Origin of the sequence: Mycobacterium sp. BK086 (assembly GCA_004362315.1) — a bacterium.
Taxonomy (GTDB): Bacteria; Actinomycetota; Actinomycetes; order Mycobacteriales; family Mycobacteriaceae; genus Mycobacterium.
The window spans coordinates 92,595-112,617 of sequence record SNWL01000008.1 but is presented as its reverse complement, the minus strand read 5'-3'; the positions used below and the strand labels follow the sequence as shown (position 1 = coordinate 112,617).

The 20,023-nt window shown below is 66.1% G+C and carries 20 protein-coding genes; 6 read left to right on the top strand and 14 right to left on the bottom strand.

From position 1 onward, the window contains the following. Window positions 1-17 precede the first annotated feature (17 nt). From EV580_RS26925 to EV580_RS26875, 11 genes are all read right to left on the bottom strand, one after another. The gene (locus EV580_RS26925; protein WP_133695250.1) at window positions 18-1,421 is read right to left on the bottom strand and encodes an aldehyde dehydrogenase family protein; all 1,404 of its coding nucleotides are present in this window, start codon (window positions 1,419-1,421) and stop codon (window positions 18-20) included. Next, on the bottom strand, window positions 1,418-2,968 hold the full coding sequence (locus EV580_RS26920) for an acyl-CoA synthetase (protein ID WP_208114673.1): 1,551 nt from the start codon (window positions 2,966-2,968) through the stop codon (window positions 1,418-1,420). Before EV580_RS26920 ends, EV580_RS26925 begins: the two co-directional genes overlap by 4 nt. 53 nt (window positions 2,969-3,021) lie before the next feature. Further along, window positions 3,022-3,846 (bottom strand): alpha/beta fold hydrolase, encoded by an 825-nt coding sequence (locus EV580_RS26915; protein ID WP_133695247.1) that lies wholly within the window; start codon window positions 3,844-3,846, stop codon window positions 3,022-3,024. Next, window positions 3,843-5,102, bottom strand: coding sequence for an acyl-CoA dehydrogenase family protein (locus EV580_RS26910; protein WP_133695245.1), 1,260 nt, complete (start codon window positions 5,100-5,102; stop codon window positions 3,843-3,845). Before EV580_RS26910 ends, EV580_RS26915 begins: the two co-directional genes overlap by 4 nt. 2 nt (window positions 5,103-5,104) lie before the next feature. After that, window positions 5,105-5,977, bottom strand: a complete 873-nt coding sequence (locus tag EV580_RS26905; protein WP_133695244.1) for an SDR family oxidoreductase — start codon at window positions 5,975-5,977, stop codon at window positions 5,105-5,107. Window positions 5,978-6,005: 28 nt separating this feature from the next. Continuing rightward, on the bottom strand, window positions 6,006-6,872 hold the full coding sequence (locus EV580_RS26900; RefSeq protein ID WP_133695242.1) for a MaoC/PaaZ C-terminal domain-containing protein: 867 nt from the start codon (window positions 6,870-6,872) through the stop codon (window positions 6,006-6,008). 1 nt (window position 6,873) lies between these two features. Then, window positions 6,874-7,314, bottom strand: a complete 441-nt coding sequence (locus EV580_RS26895; RefSeq protein WP_133695240.1) for a type II toxin-antitoxin system Rv0910 family toxin — start codon at window positions 7,312-7,314, stop codon at window positions 6,874-6,876. 49 nt (window positions 7,315-7,363) lie between these two features. Next, window positions 7,364-8,554 (bottom strand): lipid-transfer protein, encoded by a 1,191-nt coding sequence (locus EV580_RS26890; RefSeq protein WP_133695238.1) that lies wholly within the window; start codon window positions 8,552-8,554, stop codon window positions 7,364-7,366. A gap of 67 nt (window positions 8,555-8,621) precedes the next feature. Next, window positions 8,622-9,197 carry a TetR/AcrR family transcriptional regulator gene (locus tag EV580_RS26885; RefSeq protein ID WP_133695236.1) on the bottom strand — a complete coding sequence of 192 codons (576 nt, stop codon included), beginning with the start codon at window positions 9,195-9,197 and terminating at the stop codon, window positions 8,622-8,624. Between the two features lie 110 nt (window positions 9,198-9,307). Continuing rightward, window positions 9,308-9,943 carry a TetR/AcrR family transcriptional regulator gene (locus EV580_RS26880; protein ID WP_133695234.1) on the bottom strand — a complete coding sequence of 212 codons (636 nt, stop codon included), beginning with the start codon at window positions 9,941-9,943 and terminating at the stop codon, window positions 9,308-9,310. Between the two features lie 148 nt (window positions 9,944-10,091). Further along, window positions 10,092-11,075: a PE-PPE domain-containing protein gene (locus tag EV580_RS26875; RefSeq protein ID WP_133695232.1), complete on the bottom strand. Its 984-nt coding sequence runs from the start codon at window positions 11,073-11,075 to the stop codon at window positions 10,092-10,094. A gap of 138 nt (window positions 11,076-11,213) precedes the next feature. Here EV580_RS26875 and EV580_RS26870 point away from each other — a divergent pair, with 138 nt between their 5' ends. Continuing rightward, window positions 11,214-12,113, top strand: a complete 900-nt coding sequence (locus EV580_RS26870) for a cation diffusion facilitator family transporter (RefSeq protein WP_133695230.1) — start codon at window positions 11,214-11,216, stop codon at window positions 12,111-12,113. Beyond that, the gene (locus EV580_RS26865) at window positions 12,114-13,886 is read left to right on the top strand and encodes an FUSC family protein (RefSeq protein WP_133695228.1); all 1,773 of its coding nucleotides are present in this window, start codon (window positions 12,114-12,116) and stop codon (window positions 13,884-13,886) included. Here the strand turns inward: EV580_RS26865 and EV580_RS26860 are convergent. Next, the gene (locus tag EV580_RS26860; protein WP_133695227.1) at window positions 13,883-14,299 is read right to left on the bottom strand and encodes a DUF3151 domain-containing protein; all 417 of its coding nucleotides are present in this window, start codon (window positions 14,297-14,299) and stop codon (window positions 13,883-13,885) included. The two genes, EV580_RS26865 and EV580_RS26860, sit on opposite strands and share 4 nt — an antisense overlap. 92 nt (window positions 14,300-14,391) lie before the next feature. On the opposite strand from EV580_RS26860, the gene EV580_RS26855 reads away from it, so the two are divergent. Continuing rightward, on the top strand, window positions 14,392-15,123 hold the full coding sequence (locus EV580_RS26855; protein WP_133695225.1) for an Rv0361 family membrane protein: 732 nt from the start codon (window positions 14,392-14,394) through the stop codon (window positions 15,121-15,123). An 86-nt stretch (window positions 15,124-15,209) separates the two neighbouring features. Here the strand turns inward: EV580_RS26855 and fbaA are convergent, their stop codons facing one another. After that, on the bottom strand, window positions 15,210-16,247 hold the full coding sequence (fbaA, locus tag EV580_RS26850; protein ID WP_133695224.1) for a class II fructose-bisphosphate aldolase: 1,038 nt from the start codon (window positions 16,245-16,247) through the stop codon (window positions 15,210-15,212). Window positions 16,248-16,371: 124 nt separating this feature from the next. On the opposite strand from fbaA, the gene EV580_RS26845 reads away from it, so the two are divergent. Both EV580_RS26845 and EV580_RS26840 read left to right on the top strand, forming a co-directional pair. After that, the gene (locus tag EV580_RS26845; RefSeq protein WP_133695950.1) at window positions 16,372-17,031 is read left to right on the top strand and encodes a VTT domain-containing protein; all 660 of its coding nucleotides are present in this window, start codon (window positions 16,372-16,374) and stop codon (window positions 17,029-17,031) included. Between the two features lie 144 nt (window positions 17,032-17,175). Beyond that, the gene (locus EV580_RS26840) at window positions 17,176-17,406 is read left to right on the top strand and encodes a hypothetical protein (protein ID WP_133695222.1); all 231 of its coding nucleotides are present in this window, start codon (window positions 17,176-17,178) and stop codon (window positions 17,404-17,406) included. Between the two features lie 30 nt (window positions 17,407-17,436). Here EV580_RS26840 and EV580_RS26835 read toward each other — a convergent pair whose 3' ends face one another. After that, entirely contained in the window at window positions 17,437-19,608 is a 2,172-nt protein-coding gene (locus tag EV580_RS26835; RefSeq protein WP_133695221.1) for an Ig-like domain-containing protein, read from the bottom strand. On the opposite strand from EV580_RS26835, the gene EV580_RS26830 reads away from it, so the two are divergent. Next, complete coding sequence (locus EV580_RS26830) at window positions 19,607-19,795, top strand: hypothetical protein (RefSeq protein WP_133695219.1); 189 nt, start codon at window positions 19,607-19,609, stop codon at window positions 19,793-19,795. The two genes, EV580_RS26835 and EV580_RS26830, sit on opposite strands and share 2 nt — an antisense overlap. The last annotated feature ends 228 nt before the right edge of the window (window positions 19,796-20,023 follow it).

Genomic DNA, 20,023 nt, shown 5'->3' with positions numbered 1-20,023 from the left:
CTCCTTCTGTCGAACCGCTAGCCGAATCGGCGCCGAAAGCCCCGCGCGCCGATCAGCCGCGAAACGCGGCGCATCGCCGCGCCGCGCAACGGGGTGTAGGGATACCAGGTGAGCTCTCGGGCGGGGGTCACCCGAGCGGCCACAATCGCCTGCGGCCTGCAGAACTTCGACACCGCTTCACTGCCGCCGCGCGTGCCCAGACCCGACTCTTTCCACCCGGATTGGGGTAATGCCAGCGTGAACAGGTTCGCGAAGACATCGTTGATGTTCACGGCCCCCGCGTCGATGCGCCGCGCGATGCGTTCGGCCCGGTGTCGGTCGCCGCTGAACACCGCCGCAGACAAGCCGTAGCGGGACTCGTTGGCCAGCCGGACCGCCTCGTCTTCGTCACTGACCCGCACCACGGGCAACGTCGGGCCGAACGTTTCTTCGGTCATGCAGAGCATGCGGTGGTCGACGCCGGCCAGCACCGTGGGCCCGTGGCCGCCATGACCGCTGACCAGCGCGGTCGCTCCGCGCGAAAGGGCATCGTCCACATGTCGCCGCATGACCTCGGTCTGAGCCGGATTGGTGAACCGGCCCATGTCGATTCCGGGGCGCAGTGCTGCGACCTTGGCCGTCACCTGCGAGACGAACTCGTCGTAGACCGCCGATTCGACGTACACCCGCTCAACGGACACGCACATCTGGCCGCAGTTGGCCATCGCTCCCCACACCGCCGCGTTGGCCGCGCGCGTCACGTCGGCGTCGTCGAGAACGATCATCGCGTCCTTGCCGCCGAGTTCGAGGGCACACGGGATCAAGCGGTCCGCGGCCGCCCTGGCGATGGCCCGGCCGGTCCGCACCGAACCGGTGAACTGGACGAAATCGACCTGGGCGACAACCGCGTTGCCGGCGCGGCCGTCCCCGCACACCACGTCGAGAACCTGTGGCGCGCCGATTTCAGCCCAGCCGGCGACCGCGGCCGACACCGCTGCCGGAGTCAGCTCCGACGGTTTGACCACCACCGCGCAGCCCGCCAACAGCGCCGGCACCGCGTCCAGAAGGGACAGGCCGAGCGGAAAGTTCCACGGCGTGATCACACCGACCACCTGGTACGGGCGCTGAACGATCAACTGCCGCTTGGTGATAGCCAACATGCCGTGCGGACGCGGCCTGCGGTCGGCGAGCACCCGCGGCGCCCGGCGACTGTGGTAGTTGATCGCTTGGACGATATAGGGAATCTCGAGGCCGGCCTCGACCGCGGGTTTACCCGTCTCCGCAATCAAAAGCGCCTCGAGTCGTGATTGATTGTCCCACAACCAATCCCGATATCGCGACAGCCAGCGCACCCGAGCGTTGACGGGTAGCGCCTCCCACTCGGGCTGTCGAGATCGCAGCGCAGCGACCACGTTCGTCACCGATTCGGCGGTGGGCGTCACTCGGCAACCTTGCTCAACAGATTCCTCTTGAGCACCTTCCCGGTCTCGTTGCGCGGCAACGCATCGACGAAGTAGACATCGCGCGGCACCTTGTGACGAGCCAGTCGATCGCGGACATAGGTCTTGACGGCCTCGGCATCCAGCTGGGCGCTGTCCTTGATCACGACGAATACACACAAGCGCTGTCCGAAATCCCGGTCCGGTGTCCCCACCGCGGCGGCCTCCACGACGGCCGGATGCTCGGTGAGCAAGTTCTCCACCTCGATTGGGTAGACGTTCTCCCCTCCCGAGACGATCATGTCGTCATCGCGACCGTCGACGAACCACAGGCCCCGGTCGTCGAAATGCCCGGTGTCGCCACTGGACATCAATCCGTCGAGCACCCTCTTGCTGCCACCGTCGGTGTAGCCCGAAAAGCTCAGTCCGCTCGACACATACAGCGTGCCGGTGCGTCCGGGCTCGGTGATGGGCCGGTCGTACGTGTCGTACGCGGCGATGCGGCAGCCGACGGGTGGGCGCCCGACGGTACCCGGCGCGACGCGTAATTCCTCGGGCGTCGCGACAGCCGCGGTGGCGACCTCGGTCGAGCCGTACAGGTTGTAGAGCACGTCACCGAAGGTGTCCAGTGTGCGTCGGGACAACTGCGGCGACAGCGTGGACCCGGCAGCGAAAATGACGCGCAGTGACGACGTACCGTACCGGTCGATGATGTCGGGTCCGAGGTCGAGGATGCGGCTCAGCATGGTGGGAACCAGGACCATGGCGTCGGCGTGATGCCCCGCGATCGCGGCGAGGGCCGCCTGCGGATCGAACCGCCTGGACACAACAACGCGATTGCCCAACGCCAATCCGACTGTCGCTGTTGCCAACCCGGTGGCATGGAAGAGCGGTGCCGCCACCACGTAGCAACCGTTCGCGGGCCACGGCACCCGGTCGAGAAGCTGCGCCGACTGCAGCGGGCTGATCCGGTCCCGCGGCGCGCCCTTGGGGATTCCGGTGGTGCCGCTGGTGAGCAGCACCAAACCCCCGGGACGGCTGGGATACGGCAGCGGGTCGGTGGACTGCCGCGCGGCGAGGTCGTCGATCAACGGGTGAGCGTGAGAGCCCTCGGCCCAGTTCAGCAGTACCTCGACATCGGGCGGTAAGGCATCGAACAGCTCGGCGAACTCCTGGTCGGCAAGCACGATCTGGATCCGCTCACGCACACAGACGTCACGCAACTGTGGACCCGCGAACCCGGTGTTCAGCAGAACCGTTCGTATGCCGGCCTTTCCGGCGGCCGCCAGGACCACCAGCAGACCTCGATGGCCTCGGTTGAGCAGCCCGATCGCGCAATCGCCACTTGGCCGGCGGGCCAGCAGAGTTCGCGCCGTGGCATTCGAAAGCTGATCCAGTTCGCGGAAAGTCAGCGTCCCCCGCTCATCGGTCAGCGCGGGCGAATCACCGTAGCGCGAAGCGGTGTACGAGACTAGTCCTCCGAATGACCCGTACCGCCGCAGGGCGCGGGCGGCGGTCAGCAGTCCGGCCGGATCGGTCAGGTCGATCATTCCCCGTCGCTGCAACACCGAGACCGCACGAAGCGTGCTCACCAGCTGCGTGGTCACTGCAGCCCCAGGATCAGTCGGACGACCTCGCGCGGGTTGTCCAACTGCGGACAGTGGCCGGATCTCGGCAGCACGACAAGGGAACTGCCGGGAATCTGCTGATGCAGGGTCCGGCTGGCCTGGACCGGAATGATGCGGTCTTTGGCCCCATGGGCGACCACCGCGGGGCACGCGATCTGAAGGTCACCGTGCCCGGCAGCGGTCTCGTGCGCATATTGAAACGCATAGCGCCCCAGGCTTGCCAGGGCAGCGGGTCCGCCGATGGTGCGCCGCCACCGCGCGATGACGGCAGGGTCGGCGGCCGCGCCGGGGCCGTACAGCACATGCCGGACGGCCTTGCCCGCCGCCCATCGGAGGACTCCGTCGGGGATCGGCAGCATTGCCGCGGTGTGCCAGACCTGAACCGGGAGTCGTCGGTGACGAGCAAGCCGGGCCGGCAGATGGCGGGCGTTGAGCGGGTCGTTGAGCGCAAGGACCGCCTGCACGGCATCGGGTTTACGGGCGGCGGCCCGGATCGCGGTCGCGGCACCCAGCGAGTTCCCGACGAGCACCGCGGGTCCGAGATCCTCCAATAGCGCATCGACGAAGGTATCGAACTGCGGCAGAAGCGGACCCGGCCGCCGGCGATCTGCCCACCCGAAGCCGGGAAGGTCGACCGCCATGGCGCACCGGCCCGCGGCGTCGAGCTGTCCGAGTACCGCGCGCCAGGTGTCGGCGGAGTCCGCGTAGCCGTGCAGCAACACGATCGGCAGCCCTTCACCGCCCACCGACAGGACTCGGGTTCGCACGCCGTCGTAGCAACCCGTCCCGGTATCGATCATGCCGAGAGCAGTCCCTTGGCGATGTGGGTGACCTGAACCTCGTTGCTCCCCGCGTAAATCATCAACGACTTGGCATCGCGGGCAAGCCTTTCCACGTGATACTCAGCCATGTATCCGTTACCGCCGAAGAGCTGCACGGCCTCCATGGCGACCTCTGTCGCGGCTTGCGAGGAGTACAGCTTGATCGCCGAAGCCTCGGCCAGCGAAGGCAACCGCCCGCTGCCGAGGGACTCCAAGGTCTGGAACACCATGTTCTGCACGTTGATTCGGGCGACTTCCATCTGTGCCAATTTCAATTGGATCAACTGGAACTGGCCGATGTTCTTACCCCAGAGTGTGCGCGACTTGGCGTAGTCGACACACAATCGGTGACACTCGTTGATGATGCCCAGGGACATCAAGGCGATTCCGATCCGTTCGCCGGCGAAATTGGCTCTGGCACTTTCTCGTCCATCGCCGGCGCCGTGCTGCTCGGTCTCGCCGAGCAGCCGGTCAGGGCCGAGGCGAACATTGTCGAAGAACAATTCGCCGGTGGGCGACGACATCATCCCCATCTTCTTGAACGGCCTGCCCTGCGTCAGCCCGGGCATGCCGGCGTCGAGCACGAAGGTGAGCACCGGCCGGTCGCGCTTGTCGACGTCAGAGTCAGGACCCTCATCGAGCTTCGCGTACACCACGATGACGTCGGCATCGGGACCGTTGGTGATAAAGGTCTTCTGGCCGTTGAGGAGGTAGTCCGAACCGTCGCGCCGGACATAGGTTTTCATGCCACCGAAAGCATCCGACCCGGCGTCGGGCTCGGTGATCGCCCAGGCCGCGACCTTCTCCAACGTCATCAACTCGGGCAGCCAGCGTTCCTTCTGGGCCAGTGTGCCGCGCGTCATGATCGTCGACGCGCCCAGACCGAGGCTGACCCCGATCGTCGACAGCAAGCCGATGCTGACGGAGGCCAGTTCAGTGATCAGGACGGCGGCCATCGACGCCTGGGCACCGAGCTCACCCAGACCACCGCCGCCACCGCGGGAAGCGTTGGACACCTCGTTGGACTCGGCGCGGGACCGTTCGCGGTCCAGCATCGTCTTCACCGCTTCTGCTGCCATCACGTCGAGTCCGAACTCGCTGAACAGCTTTCGCGCGATCGGATAGGGCGACCGGCTCCCGCTCTCGAGTTCCTCGAGATGCGGGCGGATCTCCTTGGCGATGAACTCCCGCGCGGTGTCGCGCATGATGATGTCGGTGTCCGACCATTCGATCATGATCAGGCTCCCGGCAGTCGTGCGGCGATGTCGTCGATCTCCCACACCTTGTCGGTCTCGATGGTCTCCACGTCGTGCCATCCCTGCAGCTGTGAAATGGCACCGCCTTGAACGGCGTAGACCTGCCCGGTGGCCGCACACTTCTCGCTGGCCAGGTAGGCGACCAGCGGTGAGATGTTGGCCGGCGAGAACAGGTCGAGCCCACCGTCTTCCGGTTCGGCCATCAGCGCACCCATGCCCGGCGTCGCCAGTGTCAGCCGAGTCCGGGCAATGGGAGCAATGGCATTCACCCGGACGCCATAGCGCTCCAGCTCCTCGGCGGCGATCAGCGTCAACGCCGCGATTCCGGCCTTCGCGGCACCGTAATTCGCCTGACCTGCGTTGGGGATGGTGAGCCCGGAACCCGATGCCGTATTGATCACCGCGGCAACCGGCTGATCACCGGCCTTGGACTGAGCCTTCCAATACTCCGACGCGTGGTGCAGCATCGCGAAATGGCCCTTGAGGTGGACCGTGACGACGGCGTCCCACTGCTCCTCGTCCATCCCGGCGATGAATGCGTCGCGCAGAATGCCGGCATTGTTGACCAACACGTCGAGACGGCCGAACTCGTCGATCGCCTGCTGCACGAGGTTCTTGGCTCCCGCCCAGCTGGAGATGTTGTCGCCGTTGGCCACCGCGCGGCCCCCGGCAGCGGTGATCTCCGCGACCACCTCATGGGCCGGCCCGGAGTCGGCGCCTTCACCCGTGTTGGAACCGCCCAGGTCGTTCACCACGACGGCAGCACCCTCGCGAGCGAAGAGCAGTGCGTGCTCGCGCCCGATCCCGCGACCGGCGCCGGTGATGACGGCAACCCGCCCGTCGAGAATTCCCATTTGTCTACTCCTGTGAGTTGTTTCAGTTCTAATCGGCGATGACGGCGAGACCGTCGGTGATCGCCAGTTCACCGGCAGCGGACCGGCTGGTCTCGAAGGCGTAGGTCGTCACACCTTCGCCGCTGGACTGCTTCCAGATCTGGGTTTCCAGATCGTCGCCGGGGAGCACCATCTTGGAGAATCTGACCGCCAGCCGGCGCAGCCGCGTGACGTCTGAGCCGGCCACCTCGGTCAGCACGGCCCACGAGGTGAACGCCATGGTGCACAGACCGTGCGCGATGATGCCCGGCAGCCCGGCATCGCGGGCCACCTCCTCGTCGAGGTGGATCGGCATCGGATCACCGGAGGCTGGCGAGTACCGGAACGTCTGGTCAAGATCGACGTGCTGGGTCACCTTGGCGATCGGGCCTTTGGCGCGCAGCTTGGCATCGAACTTGTGCGACGGCGTCAGGCTCCCGATCTTCTTGCCGGCGTCGAAGCCTCGCACGAAGCAGGTCACGTACTGCTCGTTGACCAGTTCGCCGTCCTCGGTGCGGCATTCGACGAGAATGGCTGCGCGGGTGCCGTTTTCGAGCCCTTCGTAGCCGATCATCTTGCCCCGCGAGACCAGCTTGTCCCCCGGGCGAATGGGCCGCCGAAAGTAGAAGTCCTGCTCCCCATGCACCACTCGCGGCACCAGTTCGACGGGCAGCACATCCACGGTCGGCATCATCATCGCCTCGAATACCGGGACGATCGCAAAGACCGGCGGTGCGATATCGCCAGCTCGATGCGCCGCGATCGGATCGTTGGTGGCGGCGGCGTATTCCGCGATGCGCTCGCGGGTCACCTCGAAGTGGTCATCCTCGGTCCAGGTGTCCAGCCCGGAGTCGTCGAATTGCAGCGTGTCTGTCATGTCAGACGGCCGCCGATGCCAACTCGTCGAGCTTGGTCAGCGTCTTGTCGAGTTGCTTCGCTCCGTCCTTCTCGACCGCCTTGGCGAGCGCGCCCTTCACCAGCGCGCCCTCGAAGTCGCCGGCCACGGTGAAGCGGGAACCGGCGCCCACAGGTTCGATGGTGAAGGTGAAATCTGCCTTCACGCCAGCCATTCCGGTGCCACCCAGGGACAGGCTGCTCGGCGCCTCGACGGACTTGACGGACCACTCGATCTTGTTGGCCATGTTGAGCATGACGAGCTTGGCGGTCAGGCGAACACCGGGCGTCAGCGTCGTCGGCGGTTCCTCGAGCCACTTGTCGTGGACGGTGAACCACTGACCCCAGGTGTTGGGGTTGGAGATGATGCTCCACAGCGCCTCTGGACTGGCAGCCAGGTCGCGGGTCGCCTCGATATGTCCCATGGTGATGACTCCTTAAGTGTGTTCGGTGATTTCGGTGTAGGTGGCGGTACTAGCGCTCGGCGCGCTGATAGGCGGTCACGACGGCGGCCCCGCCGAGGCCGATGTTGTGTTGCAGCGCTGCGGTGACACCCGATACCTGCCGTTTGTCGGCGGTGCCCCGTAATTGCCAAGTCAGTTCGGCACATTGGGCCAAACCGGTGGCGCCGAGCGGGTGGCCCTTGGAGATCAGGCCGCCGGACGGATTGACCACCCATCGGCCGCCATAGGTGGTATCGCCGGCGTCGATGAGTTTGGGTGCGTCGCCTTCGCCACAGAGGCCGAGGGCTTCGTAGAGCAACAGCTCGTTGGCGCTGAAGCAGTCGTGTAGTTCGATGACCTGGAAGTCCTCCGGACCGAGTCCTGATTGGTCGTAAACCCGCCGCGCCGCTTCGACATTCATGTGATAGCCGATCAGCGCCTTGCAGGTCCCGTCAAAGCTGTTGGTGAAGTCGGTCGTCATCGCCTGCCCGACAATCTCGACGGCCTGTTCGGCGAGTCCGTGCAGTTCGACGAATGCTTCGGAAGCAAGGATTGCCGCACCGGAGCCGTCCGACGTCGGGGAGCACTGCAGCTTGGTCAGTGGGTCATAGATCATCGGCGCCGCGAGGATGTCGTCGAGGCTGTACTCCTCCTGGAACTGCGCATACGGGTTGTTCACCGAATGGCGGTGGTTCTTGTACCCGATCTTGGCGAAATGCTCAGCGGTAGAGCCATATTCCTTCATGTGCTCGCGCCCCGCCGCGCCGAACATCCACGGTGCGGGCGGAAACAGCACCTCGGAGATCTCGGCCAGCGCCAGAAAGTGGTTCTCCATCGGCTGAGCCCGGTCGTTGAAGGTCGAGCCCAGCGAGCCCGGTTGCATCTTCTCGAAGCCCAGCGCCAACGTGCATTCGGCCAACCCGCCGCGAATCGCCTGGGCGGCAAGGTATAGCGCCGTCGAGCCGGTGGAGCAGTTGTTGTTGACATTGACCACCGGGATTCCGGTCATACCCAGCTCGTAGAGCGCGCGCTGGCCCGATGTCGATTCACCGTAGACATAACCCACGAAAGCCTGGTCAATCAGGTTGTAGTCGATTCCAGCGTCTTCGAGGGCCTTGCTGCCGGATTCCTGCGCCATGTCGGGGTAGTCCCAGCCCTCGCGCCGGCCGGGCTTTTCGAACTTGGTCATCCCCACGCCGATCACGAACACTCTGTTCGCCATCACTTCTCCTCTCCCGGCCTCGCCGATGGCAGAAACATACCAACCAGAACGTATCTTTGCAAGGATCTCAGTCTTCGCGAGCAATGGCCCTAGCCAGGACCGGAGCCAGATCCGCCGCCGCGCGGTCCCAGCGGCGCCGGACCTGCCCGGGCTCGCGGTCGGCGAAGCTGGCCACCAAGATTCCGCGAAGGACGTCCATTGCGGTGTAGATGGCGTTGCGAAGGGCCTGCTGCCCGGCGCAGTCGGGTAGCAACTGGGCCACCGCGCCGATCACCGCCTGGTTGACCAACCGCTCCACCCGCGCAACGTGGCTGGCAAGGACGTCATCTGTCAGCGCCGCGGCCCACAGCTCCATGGTCGCGACGAACATGTCGCCTTGATGCGTATCCCAAAGGAAGCCAAGGACATCCGTGGCCGGGTCGGTGTCGTTGTTGAACCAGCGGTGACCCCGCAAGGCCGCTCGGACCCGCTGCTCGGCGAGGTGCTCCACCGCCGCGACAACGAGGTCTTCCTTCGACCGGAAGTGATGCACCTGAGCACCCCGCGTGACGCCGGCCCGCGCCGCGATGCGATGTGTTGTCGTGCCCGCATAGCCGTAGGCGATCAGACACTCGACCGTCGCTTCGAGCAGGCGACGGCGCATAGCGGCAGTCCGCTCCGACTGAGTCCGGCGTCCGATTCCCACCCGGCGGACAATACCTGCATTCCAAACTGTATGTAAGATACCGAGGCGCTGTCGCCGGTTATCTCGTCTCAGTCAGAACCGTTGGAAGCCAAGGCTTCTGACAGCATGCCGGCAAGATGGGCGGTCGCGCGATCCCACCGCTTGCGCGCCTGAGTGACATCGCGGTCGACGAAACCGACGACGAGGATCCCCCGGAGCGCATCCATCGCGGTGAACAACGCGTTACGAACTTGCTTGCGCGCCACATGATCTGGCAGAAGCTGAGCAAGTGCAGTGATCAGCGTGCTGTTCACCATCGGCTCGACACGTGCCACTTCCCTGGCCAGCACATCGTCCGTGCGAGCGGCAACCCAGAGTTCGATCGTGGCCACGAACATGTCGCCCTGATGCGATTCCCAAAGGAACTCCAGCACCGCGGCGACCGGATCGGGGTTCTTCCACACGCCGCTGCTCTGCCGGAGCGCGGCCTGAATCCGCTGCTGCGCCAGGTGCTCGACGGCCGCGACGACAAGGTCCTCTTTCGAGCGGAAGTGGTGTACCTGCGCGCCGCGGGTCACCCCGGCGGCTTCTGCGATCCGTGGCGTCGTCGTGCCGGCGTAGCCGAAGGTGACCAGGCATTCGATGGTGGCGTTGAGCAACCGGGTTCGCATCGCGGCAGTGCGCTCAGCCTGAGTTCGACGCTCACCCACGCTCACCACACCCATTGCCGCCTTACGACACCTCTACTACGCCGACACGAGAATCGTTGCCTGCCGGACATAGTAGCGATGGACGACGGACACGGCGCCGTGGCGTGCCGTTGTCACGCAGATCGGCTGCGGCTGTCGCTCATCGACGATTCGAATGCGCGTGCTAGCGGCGCGGCCTCGAGTGCGCGGTCGCACTCGACGAGCGACGGGCCGTCGAGGCCGCGGGGTGAGCCGGGGAGGACCCCAGACCGGACCGCGGCGCCTTTCGCCCCGGTCGTTCGCCGGAATAGCCAGTGTTGATGATCCTGCGCAGCGGCCTGTCCAAGGCATCCACCACCCGGTCCGGAACGCCGAGGGCACGCAATGGTCGCGTCAGCGGAAGCTCATCCGTAGGCACCAAGATGTGGGTCGTAGTGCCCCCGAGTGAATTCGTGCTGGTGGTCACGACGTTGCTCGGATCGTCGAGATCGACGCCGGTCTTGTTGGGATGCAGGTAGACCACCCCGACGAGTGCATTCAGATCGGCGAGCAGATTCAGCGGATTGTCGGGAAAGTCCGAGTATCCGTCGTACTCGTGCACGATTTCCATTGTGTCATAAGGAGTTTCGATTGGAGCCCGAGGAATCGTGGCGTCCAGAATCGGAATGTGCACGTGCGGCAGTTTCGCCAGCAGGCCACCATCGCTGTTGGTGGGGTCGCCGATGGTGACGAATGTGATGTCCGTTGGCCGGTCCGGCTGAGCCATCAAGGCCCGCTTTTCGTAGTTGACGACGACCGCGCCCTGGCTCAGCCCGACCACCGTGACCGGTCCGCCGACGTCAGCCAGCGCATCGTCGAGATTCGCGATGCCGATCGCCAGTGACTCGTCGAGCGTCAGCTTGCCGCGAATCGGCCACAACTGGGCCGGGTACGCCACACCCCCCGGGTCCGGGTCGCTGAATATCCCCTGCTCGTACAGGGTGTGCATCATCCTCGGGGTCGGCGCACTGTTGCCGGTACCGCCGACAACCAGGACCTCGGCGACGGCCGGACCGGTCGGCTCATCGGCCAGCGCGACCCCGGGGCGCGTCAGAGGTGCGGCCACCGTGGCCACGACGAAGCCACCGAACACCGCCGCGCGGACACAGCTGCCGACTGAACGCAGCATGCGGGCTCCTCGGATCAGGATTTAACAAACAATCGTGTATGTATGTGAACACACCATATCAGTTCAGCGCTATCGACCAATTCGCCATTGGGGTTTCGGCGCTTGCAATATATGCGTGTTTACGCATATATTTCGGGCATGGGATCAGGACACGACCACAGCCACGGCGGTGACACGCGGGTGAGCCGGATGCTCATCGCCGCGGGCATCCTGACGGTGTTCTTCGTCGTCGAGCTGACCACCGCGCTGATGATCAATTCGATCGCCCTGCTGGCCGATGCCGGCCACATGCTGACCGACCTGGTCGCCATGTTCATGGGGCTGACCGCCGTCCTGCTGGCCCGCCACGGTCCGGCGTCGGCGGCCCGCACCTACGGCTGGCACCGGGCCGAGGTGTTCACCGCCGTGGCCAACGCCGTCCTGCTGCTCGGCGTCGCCACGTTCATTCTCTACGAGGCAATCGACCGTCTCGGCAATGCGCCCGAAATCCCCGGCGTCCCAATGATTGTCGTCGCGCTCGTCGGCCTGATCGCCAACTTCGCGGTGGTGCTGCTGCTGCGCTCGCAGTCCGAGTCGAGCCTGGCCGTCAAGGGCGCCTACATGGAGGTCGTCGCCGACACGGTCGGCAGCATCGGCGTGCTGATCGCCGGCATCGTGAACGTGACCACGCACTGGCCCTACGCCGACGTGGTGGTCGCGGTGTTCGTCGCGCTCTGGGTGCTGCCGCGGGCGATCGGTCTGGCCCGCGCCGCATTGCGGATCCTGTCCGAATCCTCGCCGCAACACATCGACGTCGACGAGCTGCGCTCGGCGCTGGCCGCCGTCGACGGTGTCACCGAGGTGCACGACCTGCACGTGTGGACGCTGGTGCCCGGCAAGGACATGTGCACCGCCCACCTGACCAGTAGTGGCGACTCCGCCCGGGTGCTCGACGACGCCAGGGCGGTGCTGTCCGCCCGCGGCCTGGACCACGCGACCGTGCAGGTCGAACCGCCCGAATCCGCCGACGACTGCCCCGGACAAACCGACTGTGGTTAGTTGAGCGCTCCGTCGCGCTGGCCCATCGGCCTGCGCGCGGCCATCAGCACCGCCATCCCCGTCACGGCCGGCTGGGCCGCAGGGGCGATGAGTTCCGGGCTCATCGCCACCCTGGGAGCTTTCACCTCACGCTTCGGCGGCGACCGTCCGTACGCCAACCGCGGCATCGAGCTTGCCACGGTGGCGGTTTCGCTCGCCGCGGCCGTCGCGCTCGGTGACTGGTCGGCACAGGTGCCGTGGCTGGGCGTCGGGACAGTCTCGCTGGTCGCCGTCGCGGCGGTGTGGTTGTGCAATGCGCTGGCCGTCGGACCGCCCGGCGCATACGTGTTCGTCGTAGCCTGTGCAGCCGGGATCGGGGTGTCGGCGGCCCATCTGGCGCCCTGGACGATTGGGCTGCTGGTGCTGGCGGGCGGGGCGGTGGCCTGGCTGGTGCAGATGGCGGGCGCGCTGGTCGGCTTCCGCCGACCCGAGCGCGCCGCGGTCGCGGCCGCCGCCGAGGCCGTCGCGGGCTACATCGAGTCCGCCGCCTCCGCGCAGGAACGCACGGCGCGCCATCGGGCGGCCAGCGCGCTGCACCGGTCGTGGAGCGTGCTGGTCAACTACCAGCCGCTGCGCGCACCACAGACCAGCGTCCTGCACCGACTACGCGCTGCCAACCACGCGATACACGTCCTGTTCACCACGGCGGTGACCACGACCGCGCAGGGTGGCGCTCCGGCGTCGGAATCAGCCGAGCAAGCCCGCCGGCTCGGTGCGCTTGAGCTGGCCCCGGAAACCGTCGCAACCCGGGCGGCCGACCGCATCCCGCTGGGCAGCCCGCCGCTGGCAACCGTGCTGCGCCGCGCCGTCAGCCCCGGCTCACACGTGCGCCACATCATGCAGCGGGTGGCTGTAGGCGTTCCGCTGGCCGGTGTGGCGGCCATGGCGCTCGGCGTCGACCACGCGTACTGGGCGATGGCGGCCGCACTGCTGGTGTTGCATCAGGGCACCGACCGCGGCCGGACCCTGCGGCGCGGCGCCGAGCGGCTGCTGGGCACCTGGGTGGGCCTCGGGCTGGCCGGGGTGATCCTGTCGCTGCATCCCCACGACCTCTGGCTGATCGTGCTGCTGGCCCTGCTGAATCTCGTCATCGAGCTGCTGGTGGTCCGAAACTACGCGCTGGCAACGGTTTTCATCACCGCGACGGCGTTGACCATCTCGTCGGGAACCCACTCGGTCGACATCGGCCATCTGCTGCTGGCCCGCGGTATCGACACCCTGATCGGCTGCGCGGTCGGGGTGGCGGTGTATCTGGTGGCGGCGCGATGGCAGGAGTTCACTCGGCTGACCGACGCCATCGGACGCACCCTCGAAGCGGCCGCCGACGTCTTCCCCTACCTCGCCGCCGGCGACACCGCCGGGCTGGCCGCCCGCGCTGCCCGCCGCGATCTGCAGATCGCGGCGATCGCGCTGATGGAGGCCGACGAGGTGATGATGGCCAGCTCGCCGCGAAACCGGGCGATCGCCGAGCGGTTGTTACCGGCGGTCGCGGCCAGCGAACAGCTGGCCTACCGGACGATCGCGGCCTGCTGGACCGTCGAGCACCGGACCGACGGCATCGAGTTCGGCCGATCGTTGTTCGGCGCCCACTCCCCCGACGCCGATGTCCTGGCGCTGCGAGCCCTGGCGGCCGCCGTGCGCACCGGCGAAGCACCGCCCGAGCCGGGCGAACCTCCGCTGTTCGTCGCGGACATGGTCACCGAGCTGCGCCAATCGCTGGCGCGAGACCGTTAGGCCAGGCCGAGCTCGGTGCGCGCCGCGGGATCGCAGTCGTCGAGCAGGTCCAGGCAGCGAGCGAACTCTTCGGTCTCCCCGATCGTGTCGGCCGCCCGCGCCAGCGCCGCCACGCAGCGCAGAAAGCCACGATTGGGCTCGTGGCGATACGGCACGGGCCCGAAGCCCTTCCAGCCGTTGCGGCGCAACTGGTCCAGGCCGCGGTGATATCCGGTCCGGGCGTAGGCATACGCGGTGACCGCCTTGTCGTCGGCCAGCGCCTCCTCAGCCAGGCATGCCCACGCGATCGATGCGGACGGGTGCGCGGCAGCCACGATCGCCGGCTTCTCACCGGCCAGGAGTTCGGCTTCGGCCTCGATATCACCGGGCAGCAGCACGGGCTCGGGGCCCAGAAGATCACCAAACGATGTCATTGCCCCATTGTGCCGGTGCCACCGTCAGCAGATGGACATACCCAACCGTTAGGGTCGGAGGCAACAGCACTTCAGGAGGACGGCAGCACCCCATGTCGAACCCATCCGGGCCCGACCACGACGACGAGACCACGCCCGTCGTCGGAAGCGACGACGAGCAGCCGACTCAGGAGACCGAGGCGGCCACCCAGGCCATCGGGGTCACCGACGCGCTGGCCGAACGTCGTTTCACCGCACCGGGATTCGATGCGGGGTCGACGCAGATCATCCACCGCGAACCCGATCCGGAAACCGAGATCTTCTCGACTCCGACCGAGGTGATCCCGGTCTCCAGCATGCCGCGGACCGGTCCGCAGGCCATCCCCGCGCGCCCCGCTGCGACCCGCCGACGCAGCTGGGGGTTGGTGCTCGCGGTGATCGCCGTCATCGCCGCGCTCGCCGCGGTGGCGATCGTGGCCACCATCCTGCTCACCCGCCACAGCTCCACCAAGGTCTCGCAGGAAGACATGGTCCGTACGACCATCCAGAACTATGACGCCGCCGTACAAAACGGCGACCTGGCCGCGCTGCGCGGGATCACCTGCGGCCAGACCAGGGACAGCTACGTCAGGTACGACGATCAGGCCTGGTCGGACACGCACGCTCGGGTGGCCGCGGCCCGGCAATACCCGGTGGTGGCCAGCATCGACGAGGTCGTCGTCAACGGCGACCACGCCGAGGCCAACGTCACCTCGTTCATGGCCTTCGATCCGGCCACACGGTCCACCCGCAGCTTCGACCTGCAGTTCCGCGACAACCAGTGGAAGATCTGCCAGGCGTCCTGAGCATCACACGCGCGAGATCGACACCAAGGTCGCGGTTGCGGGTCGATCCACAGCCCTGATGTCGATCTGGCCGGACGTGCCCGTGGCTAGCCGGCGGACACCGAACGGCCGGCGCTGTGCAGGTCGTTGCAGGCCTCGACAACGCGCTCCGACATCGACGCCTCGGCCTTCTTCAGGTAGCTGCGCGGGTCGTAGACCTTCTTGTTGCCGACCTCGCCGTCGATCTTGAGCACCCCGTCGTAGTTGGTGAACATGTGCGCGGCGAGGGGGCGCGTGAACGCGTACTGGGTGTCGGTGTCGACGTTCATCTTCACCACGCCGTACTTCAGCGAGTCCTCGATCTCCGACTTCAGCGAGCCCGAGCCGCCGTGGAACACGAAGTCGAAGGGCTTGGATCCCTCGGGCAGGCCCAGCTTGGCCGACGCGACCCGCTGTCCCTCCGCCAGCACCTCGGGCTTGAGCACGACGTTGCCGGGCTTGTAAACGCCGTGCACGTTGCCGAAGGTCGCGGCCAGCAGGTACTTGCCGTGCTCACCGGCGCCCAGGGCCTCGATGGTCTTCTCGAAGTCTTCCGAGGTGGTGTAGAGCTTCTCGTTGATCTCGGCCTCGACGCCGTCCTCTTCTCCGCCGACCACACCGATCTCGATCTCCAGGATGATCTTGGCGGCCGCCGCCTGCTTCAGCAGTTCCTGAGCGATCGACAGGTTCTCGTCGATCGGGACAGCCGAGCCATCCCACATATGTGACTGGAACAGCGGGTTGGCGCCCTTGGCCACCCGCTCGGCTGAGATGGCGAGCAGCGGTCGGACCAGACCGTCCAGCTTGTCCTTGGGACAGTGGTCGGTGTGCAGCGCGACGGTGATCGGGTACTTGGCGGCGATGACGTGGGCGAACTCGGCCAGCGCCACCGCACCGGTGACCATGTCCTTGACACCCAGCCCCGAGGCGAATTCGGCTCCGCCGGTGGAGAATTGGATGATGCCGTCACTGCCGGCGTCGGCGAAACCCTTGATGGCGGCGTTGACGCTCTCCGAGCCGACGCAGTTGATCGCCGGGAACGCGAACGAGTGCTCCTTGGCGCGGCCCAGCATCTCGGCGTAGACCTCGGGCGTTGCGATGGGCATGGCACTTCCTCTCGACTCAGGCGCTGATCGAGTCAGTATGTCAAGAAGCCTGTCGACTGGCACGGGTCGCTGATAACCGCCCCCGGTACCCTTGGGCGTCGTGACCACCACCACCCTGGCGCTCATGCCGGACTTTCTCGACCCGCTCAAGCTGATCGAGCAGTTCGGCACCTGGGCCCTGGTCGGCATCCTGGTCGTCGTCTTCATCGAGTCCGGCGTGCTGTTTCCCGTGCTGCCCGGTGACACGCTGCTCTTCGTGGCGGGCATGCTGGCCGCCGGAACCGCTGCGCAGGGCGCCGACGTCGATGCCAACTTCCAGCTCTGGCAGCTGCTGGTGTTCATCCCGATCGCGGCGATCCTGGGTGGGCAGGTCGGCTACTTCGTGGGCCGATTCCTCGGCACCGCGATGTTCAAGCCCAACGCCCGCATTCTCAAGCAGCGCTACCTGGACGAGGCACACATCTTCTTCGAGCAGCGCGGGCCGTTCGCGATCGTGCTCGCCCGGTTCGTCCCGATCGTGCGCACGCTCGCCCCGATCACCGCGGGCGCCGCGAAGATGAAATACGGGGTCTTCACGCTCTACAACGTGATCGGCGCGCTCCTGTGGGGTGTCGGCCTGACCCTGCTCGGCTACGGACTGGGGCAGTTCCAGATCATCCAGAAACTGCTCGAGCCGATCTTCATCCTCATCGCGGTCGCGTCCATCGCCCCGATGGTGTGGGAGTGGTACAAGCGCCGCAAGGCCGCCAAGCTCGCCGCGCCAGATCCGATCGCCGAGTCCTAGAAGAGGTTGCTCGCGCAAGCGCGACCGGCGCACATCCTGACGCGCTGACCGGCGCCCGACCAGGATATTGGCAGGGATCGCACAGCGATCCTGCCAGGAACCGCCGGTAGTTTTCGCTGATCAAAGCGAAAGGACCCCGGGAATATGAAGCTAATTCTCAAGGGAGCGGTCGTCGTAGCTGGGATTGCGCTGGCAACCGCGTTGGGCCCCACGGTGGTTGCTGTCGCCAGCCCGTCGACGACATTTGCCGTCCAAGACGGTGACAGTGGAAACAACGGTGCCGCAATCGACTCCGACGGCACCATGGGCGACTACAAGGCCGCTGTCGACGGGACGATGAGCGGCCCGTTGATGGTCGCCACACCTCAGACCTAGGACCAGCTCGACAGCCGAGGCCGGCATCGGTCAGGCGGACGGCACCTGCTGACTGATCGATTGGAAGCCGCCGGCGATGGCGGTGATGGTGTCGCCGGGCACGAACGGGATCTGGGCGAAGCCGTGCTCGTCGGTGGTCGTCGTCACCGAACCGACGGTCACGGTCGCACCCTGGACGGGTCGGGGGTAACCGTCCTCGGCCACGGTGGCCGTCACTCGGACCCTGTTGTCGAATGACGAGACCGCGAGCTGGGGCGGATTGATGACCGGGAAGTCGGTCTGGATCGGAACGCCGCTATAGGTGACTCCGTTGATCTCGGAGGACACCGTTCCCGAGAACGCGTTGGCCTTTCCGGCTTTGATCGAGCCCTTGAGGTAGCCGGTGCGTTCCCCGGTGCTGGTCAGATCGGCAGTCCAGGTGGCGTTGCCGATCGGATTGACGACCGTGACCTTCTCGGTGCCGTTGATGAAGGTCTTGCCGTCGTCCGAGTAATTGTCATAGGTCACCGAATACGAACCGGACGCGAAGGTCCCGCTGTATTGCAGTGTGGCCGTTCCGGAGTGCATCCCCTTGAGGACTCGCGACGGAACCTGACGGCCCATCATCGGGTTGTATTCCTCAACCGGCACTGACCATTTGGCGATGGCCTCGGGGTCCTGGTGCACCGGTGCGAGCGGGGCCGTCGCCTCCCGGTTCGGGAAGCTGATGATGCTGAAGCGCCACGGAGTGTCGGGCGCTCCGGGGGTCACGGTGTCCGGGCGCTGTTGTTCGTTGATCAGGGCGCGGGTGGAATCGGGGAACCAGCTCCAGCCGCGGATCGTCCAGTCGGGATCGATGATGATCGGCTGCCCCGAGTAGGCGCCCAACTCCTGACCTTCCTCGAGATTCATCACCCAGGGCTCGTTCATCGCGCGCCGGTTGTTCCACAGACTCACCCGGGCCATCTGGGGGAATGCCGCGACGTCGAGGAGCGACGGACGCTGCAGCGCAGTGAAGACGTCCATGCGGTCGGCTCCGCGCGCGGAACTGAAGTAGACCGATCGGCCATCGGGAGACACGTCACCGGACTCGTTGTAGTCGAGATCAGTGGTGAGTTGGCGCCGCTCACCGGTGAGGGTGTCCAACAGCCAGATGTCGTAGTTCAGGCCGGTCGTCGTGGTCTGGTACTTCAGATACCGACCGCCGGCGTGCCAACTCGCGCCCTCGTAAAAGCGAGTCGCGTTGGCGAAATCCTGTGCATACTCGGTGTTTTCGTCCCATTGCGGACTGAAGATCCGCTGATCGACGAGCGAGTATCCGGTCTCCGTGGCAACCAGCCGCGCGATGCTCATTCGCGGGCCGGTGACCGGGGTGTTCTCGGTCCACGTCACGTATTCACCGAAGGGGTCGGGCTTGGCCTCCCGATTCTGGGTGCTCGCGGCCATCGGGCCACGATCCGAGGGGAATTCCACTTTCTTGACGGTGGGGTTGGCACACGAAGAGATCGATCCTTCGCATTCGAGAATCGAGTAGCTGATCAATCCGGCGCCCCCGAGCGGGTCATCGGCCGATTGCTGTCCGGAGGTGCTGGCAAACCAGATTCTCTGATTGTCCTCGAGTGCAATCGCTTTGGCGGCGTTGGTGACCACACCACACGAAATGCATTGGTAATCACCGCCGTCGAGGTTGCTGACGGCGATCTGCGATTTCCCGGCGATGTTCACCTCGAGCAGGAGGTGCTCGCCGTCGGGGGCCAGGTCCGCGCCGGTGACGACCACGCCGTCCGGGACGTCGAAGTCGATCACCTTGTCGACCTTGAACGTCTCCAACGGGGACGACGGCGAGGCGCCGGGCAAGGGTGTGACGGCAACAGGGAGGCGGGGCGTCGGAGTGCCGCGGTCCGGTGAGAACATGACCGACAGCGGATGGAACCGGCCGTCGCTGACCTTGACGGTGAATGTGTCAGCCCCGCCGAACTCGGCGAAGAGCGCCGTCGGCGTGAACGTGAAATCTCCCGTGAGTTGATCGATCTCCAGGGTTCCGTACTTGGGGTTCGCAATCACCGTGTAGCTCAACCGGTCTCGGTCAGGATCAAGTGCGCCGATGTTGCCTGTGATCACGCCGTTGGTCATATCTTGCGAGTTGAGGCTGGCGCGGTAACGAACAGTCGGCGGCCGGTTGAAGAACGTGCGCCGGATCCACGTGAGCGGAGCCCAATCCATGGACATCCACTTCGGCGCCGTGGGCGACGGCAACAGCGCACGACTCGGCCCGGATGCGACGGCGTTCGTCGCCACGGCGACGGGTGAATCGATCGATGAGGCCGCCGCCCGCGATTGCCGGTCACTCGAGGAATTTCGGAAGTTCCCTGTGCTCGGCCGTTTCGCAGCCGGTGACGGACCCGACTGACGCGTCGCCGACGAGGGTTTCGCGCCGCCGTCGTTGTCAGCGACAGCGGGTCGGTTGGCCGAGTGACGAGAAGCGGCACGCGGTCCGGACGTCTTCGCACTGGCGGGCTCCGTCTCGTGCTGTGACGACGACGTGGAGGAATTGGCCGTTTCCGCATTCCCCGCCTCGGCGGACGCGATTCCCTGGCCGCCGGCCACAGCGGTGATGACATAGGCGGCGAGCGCGAGC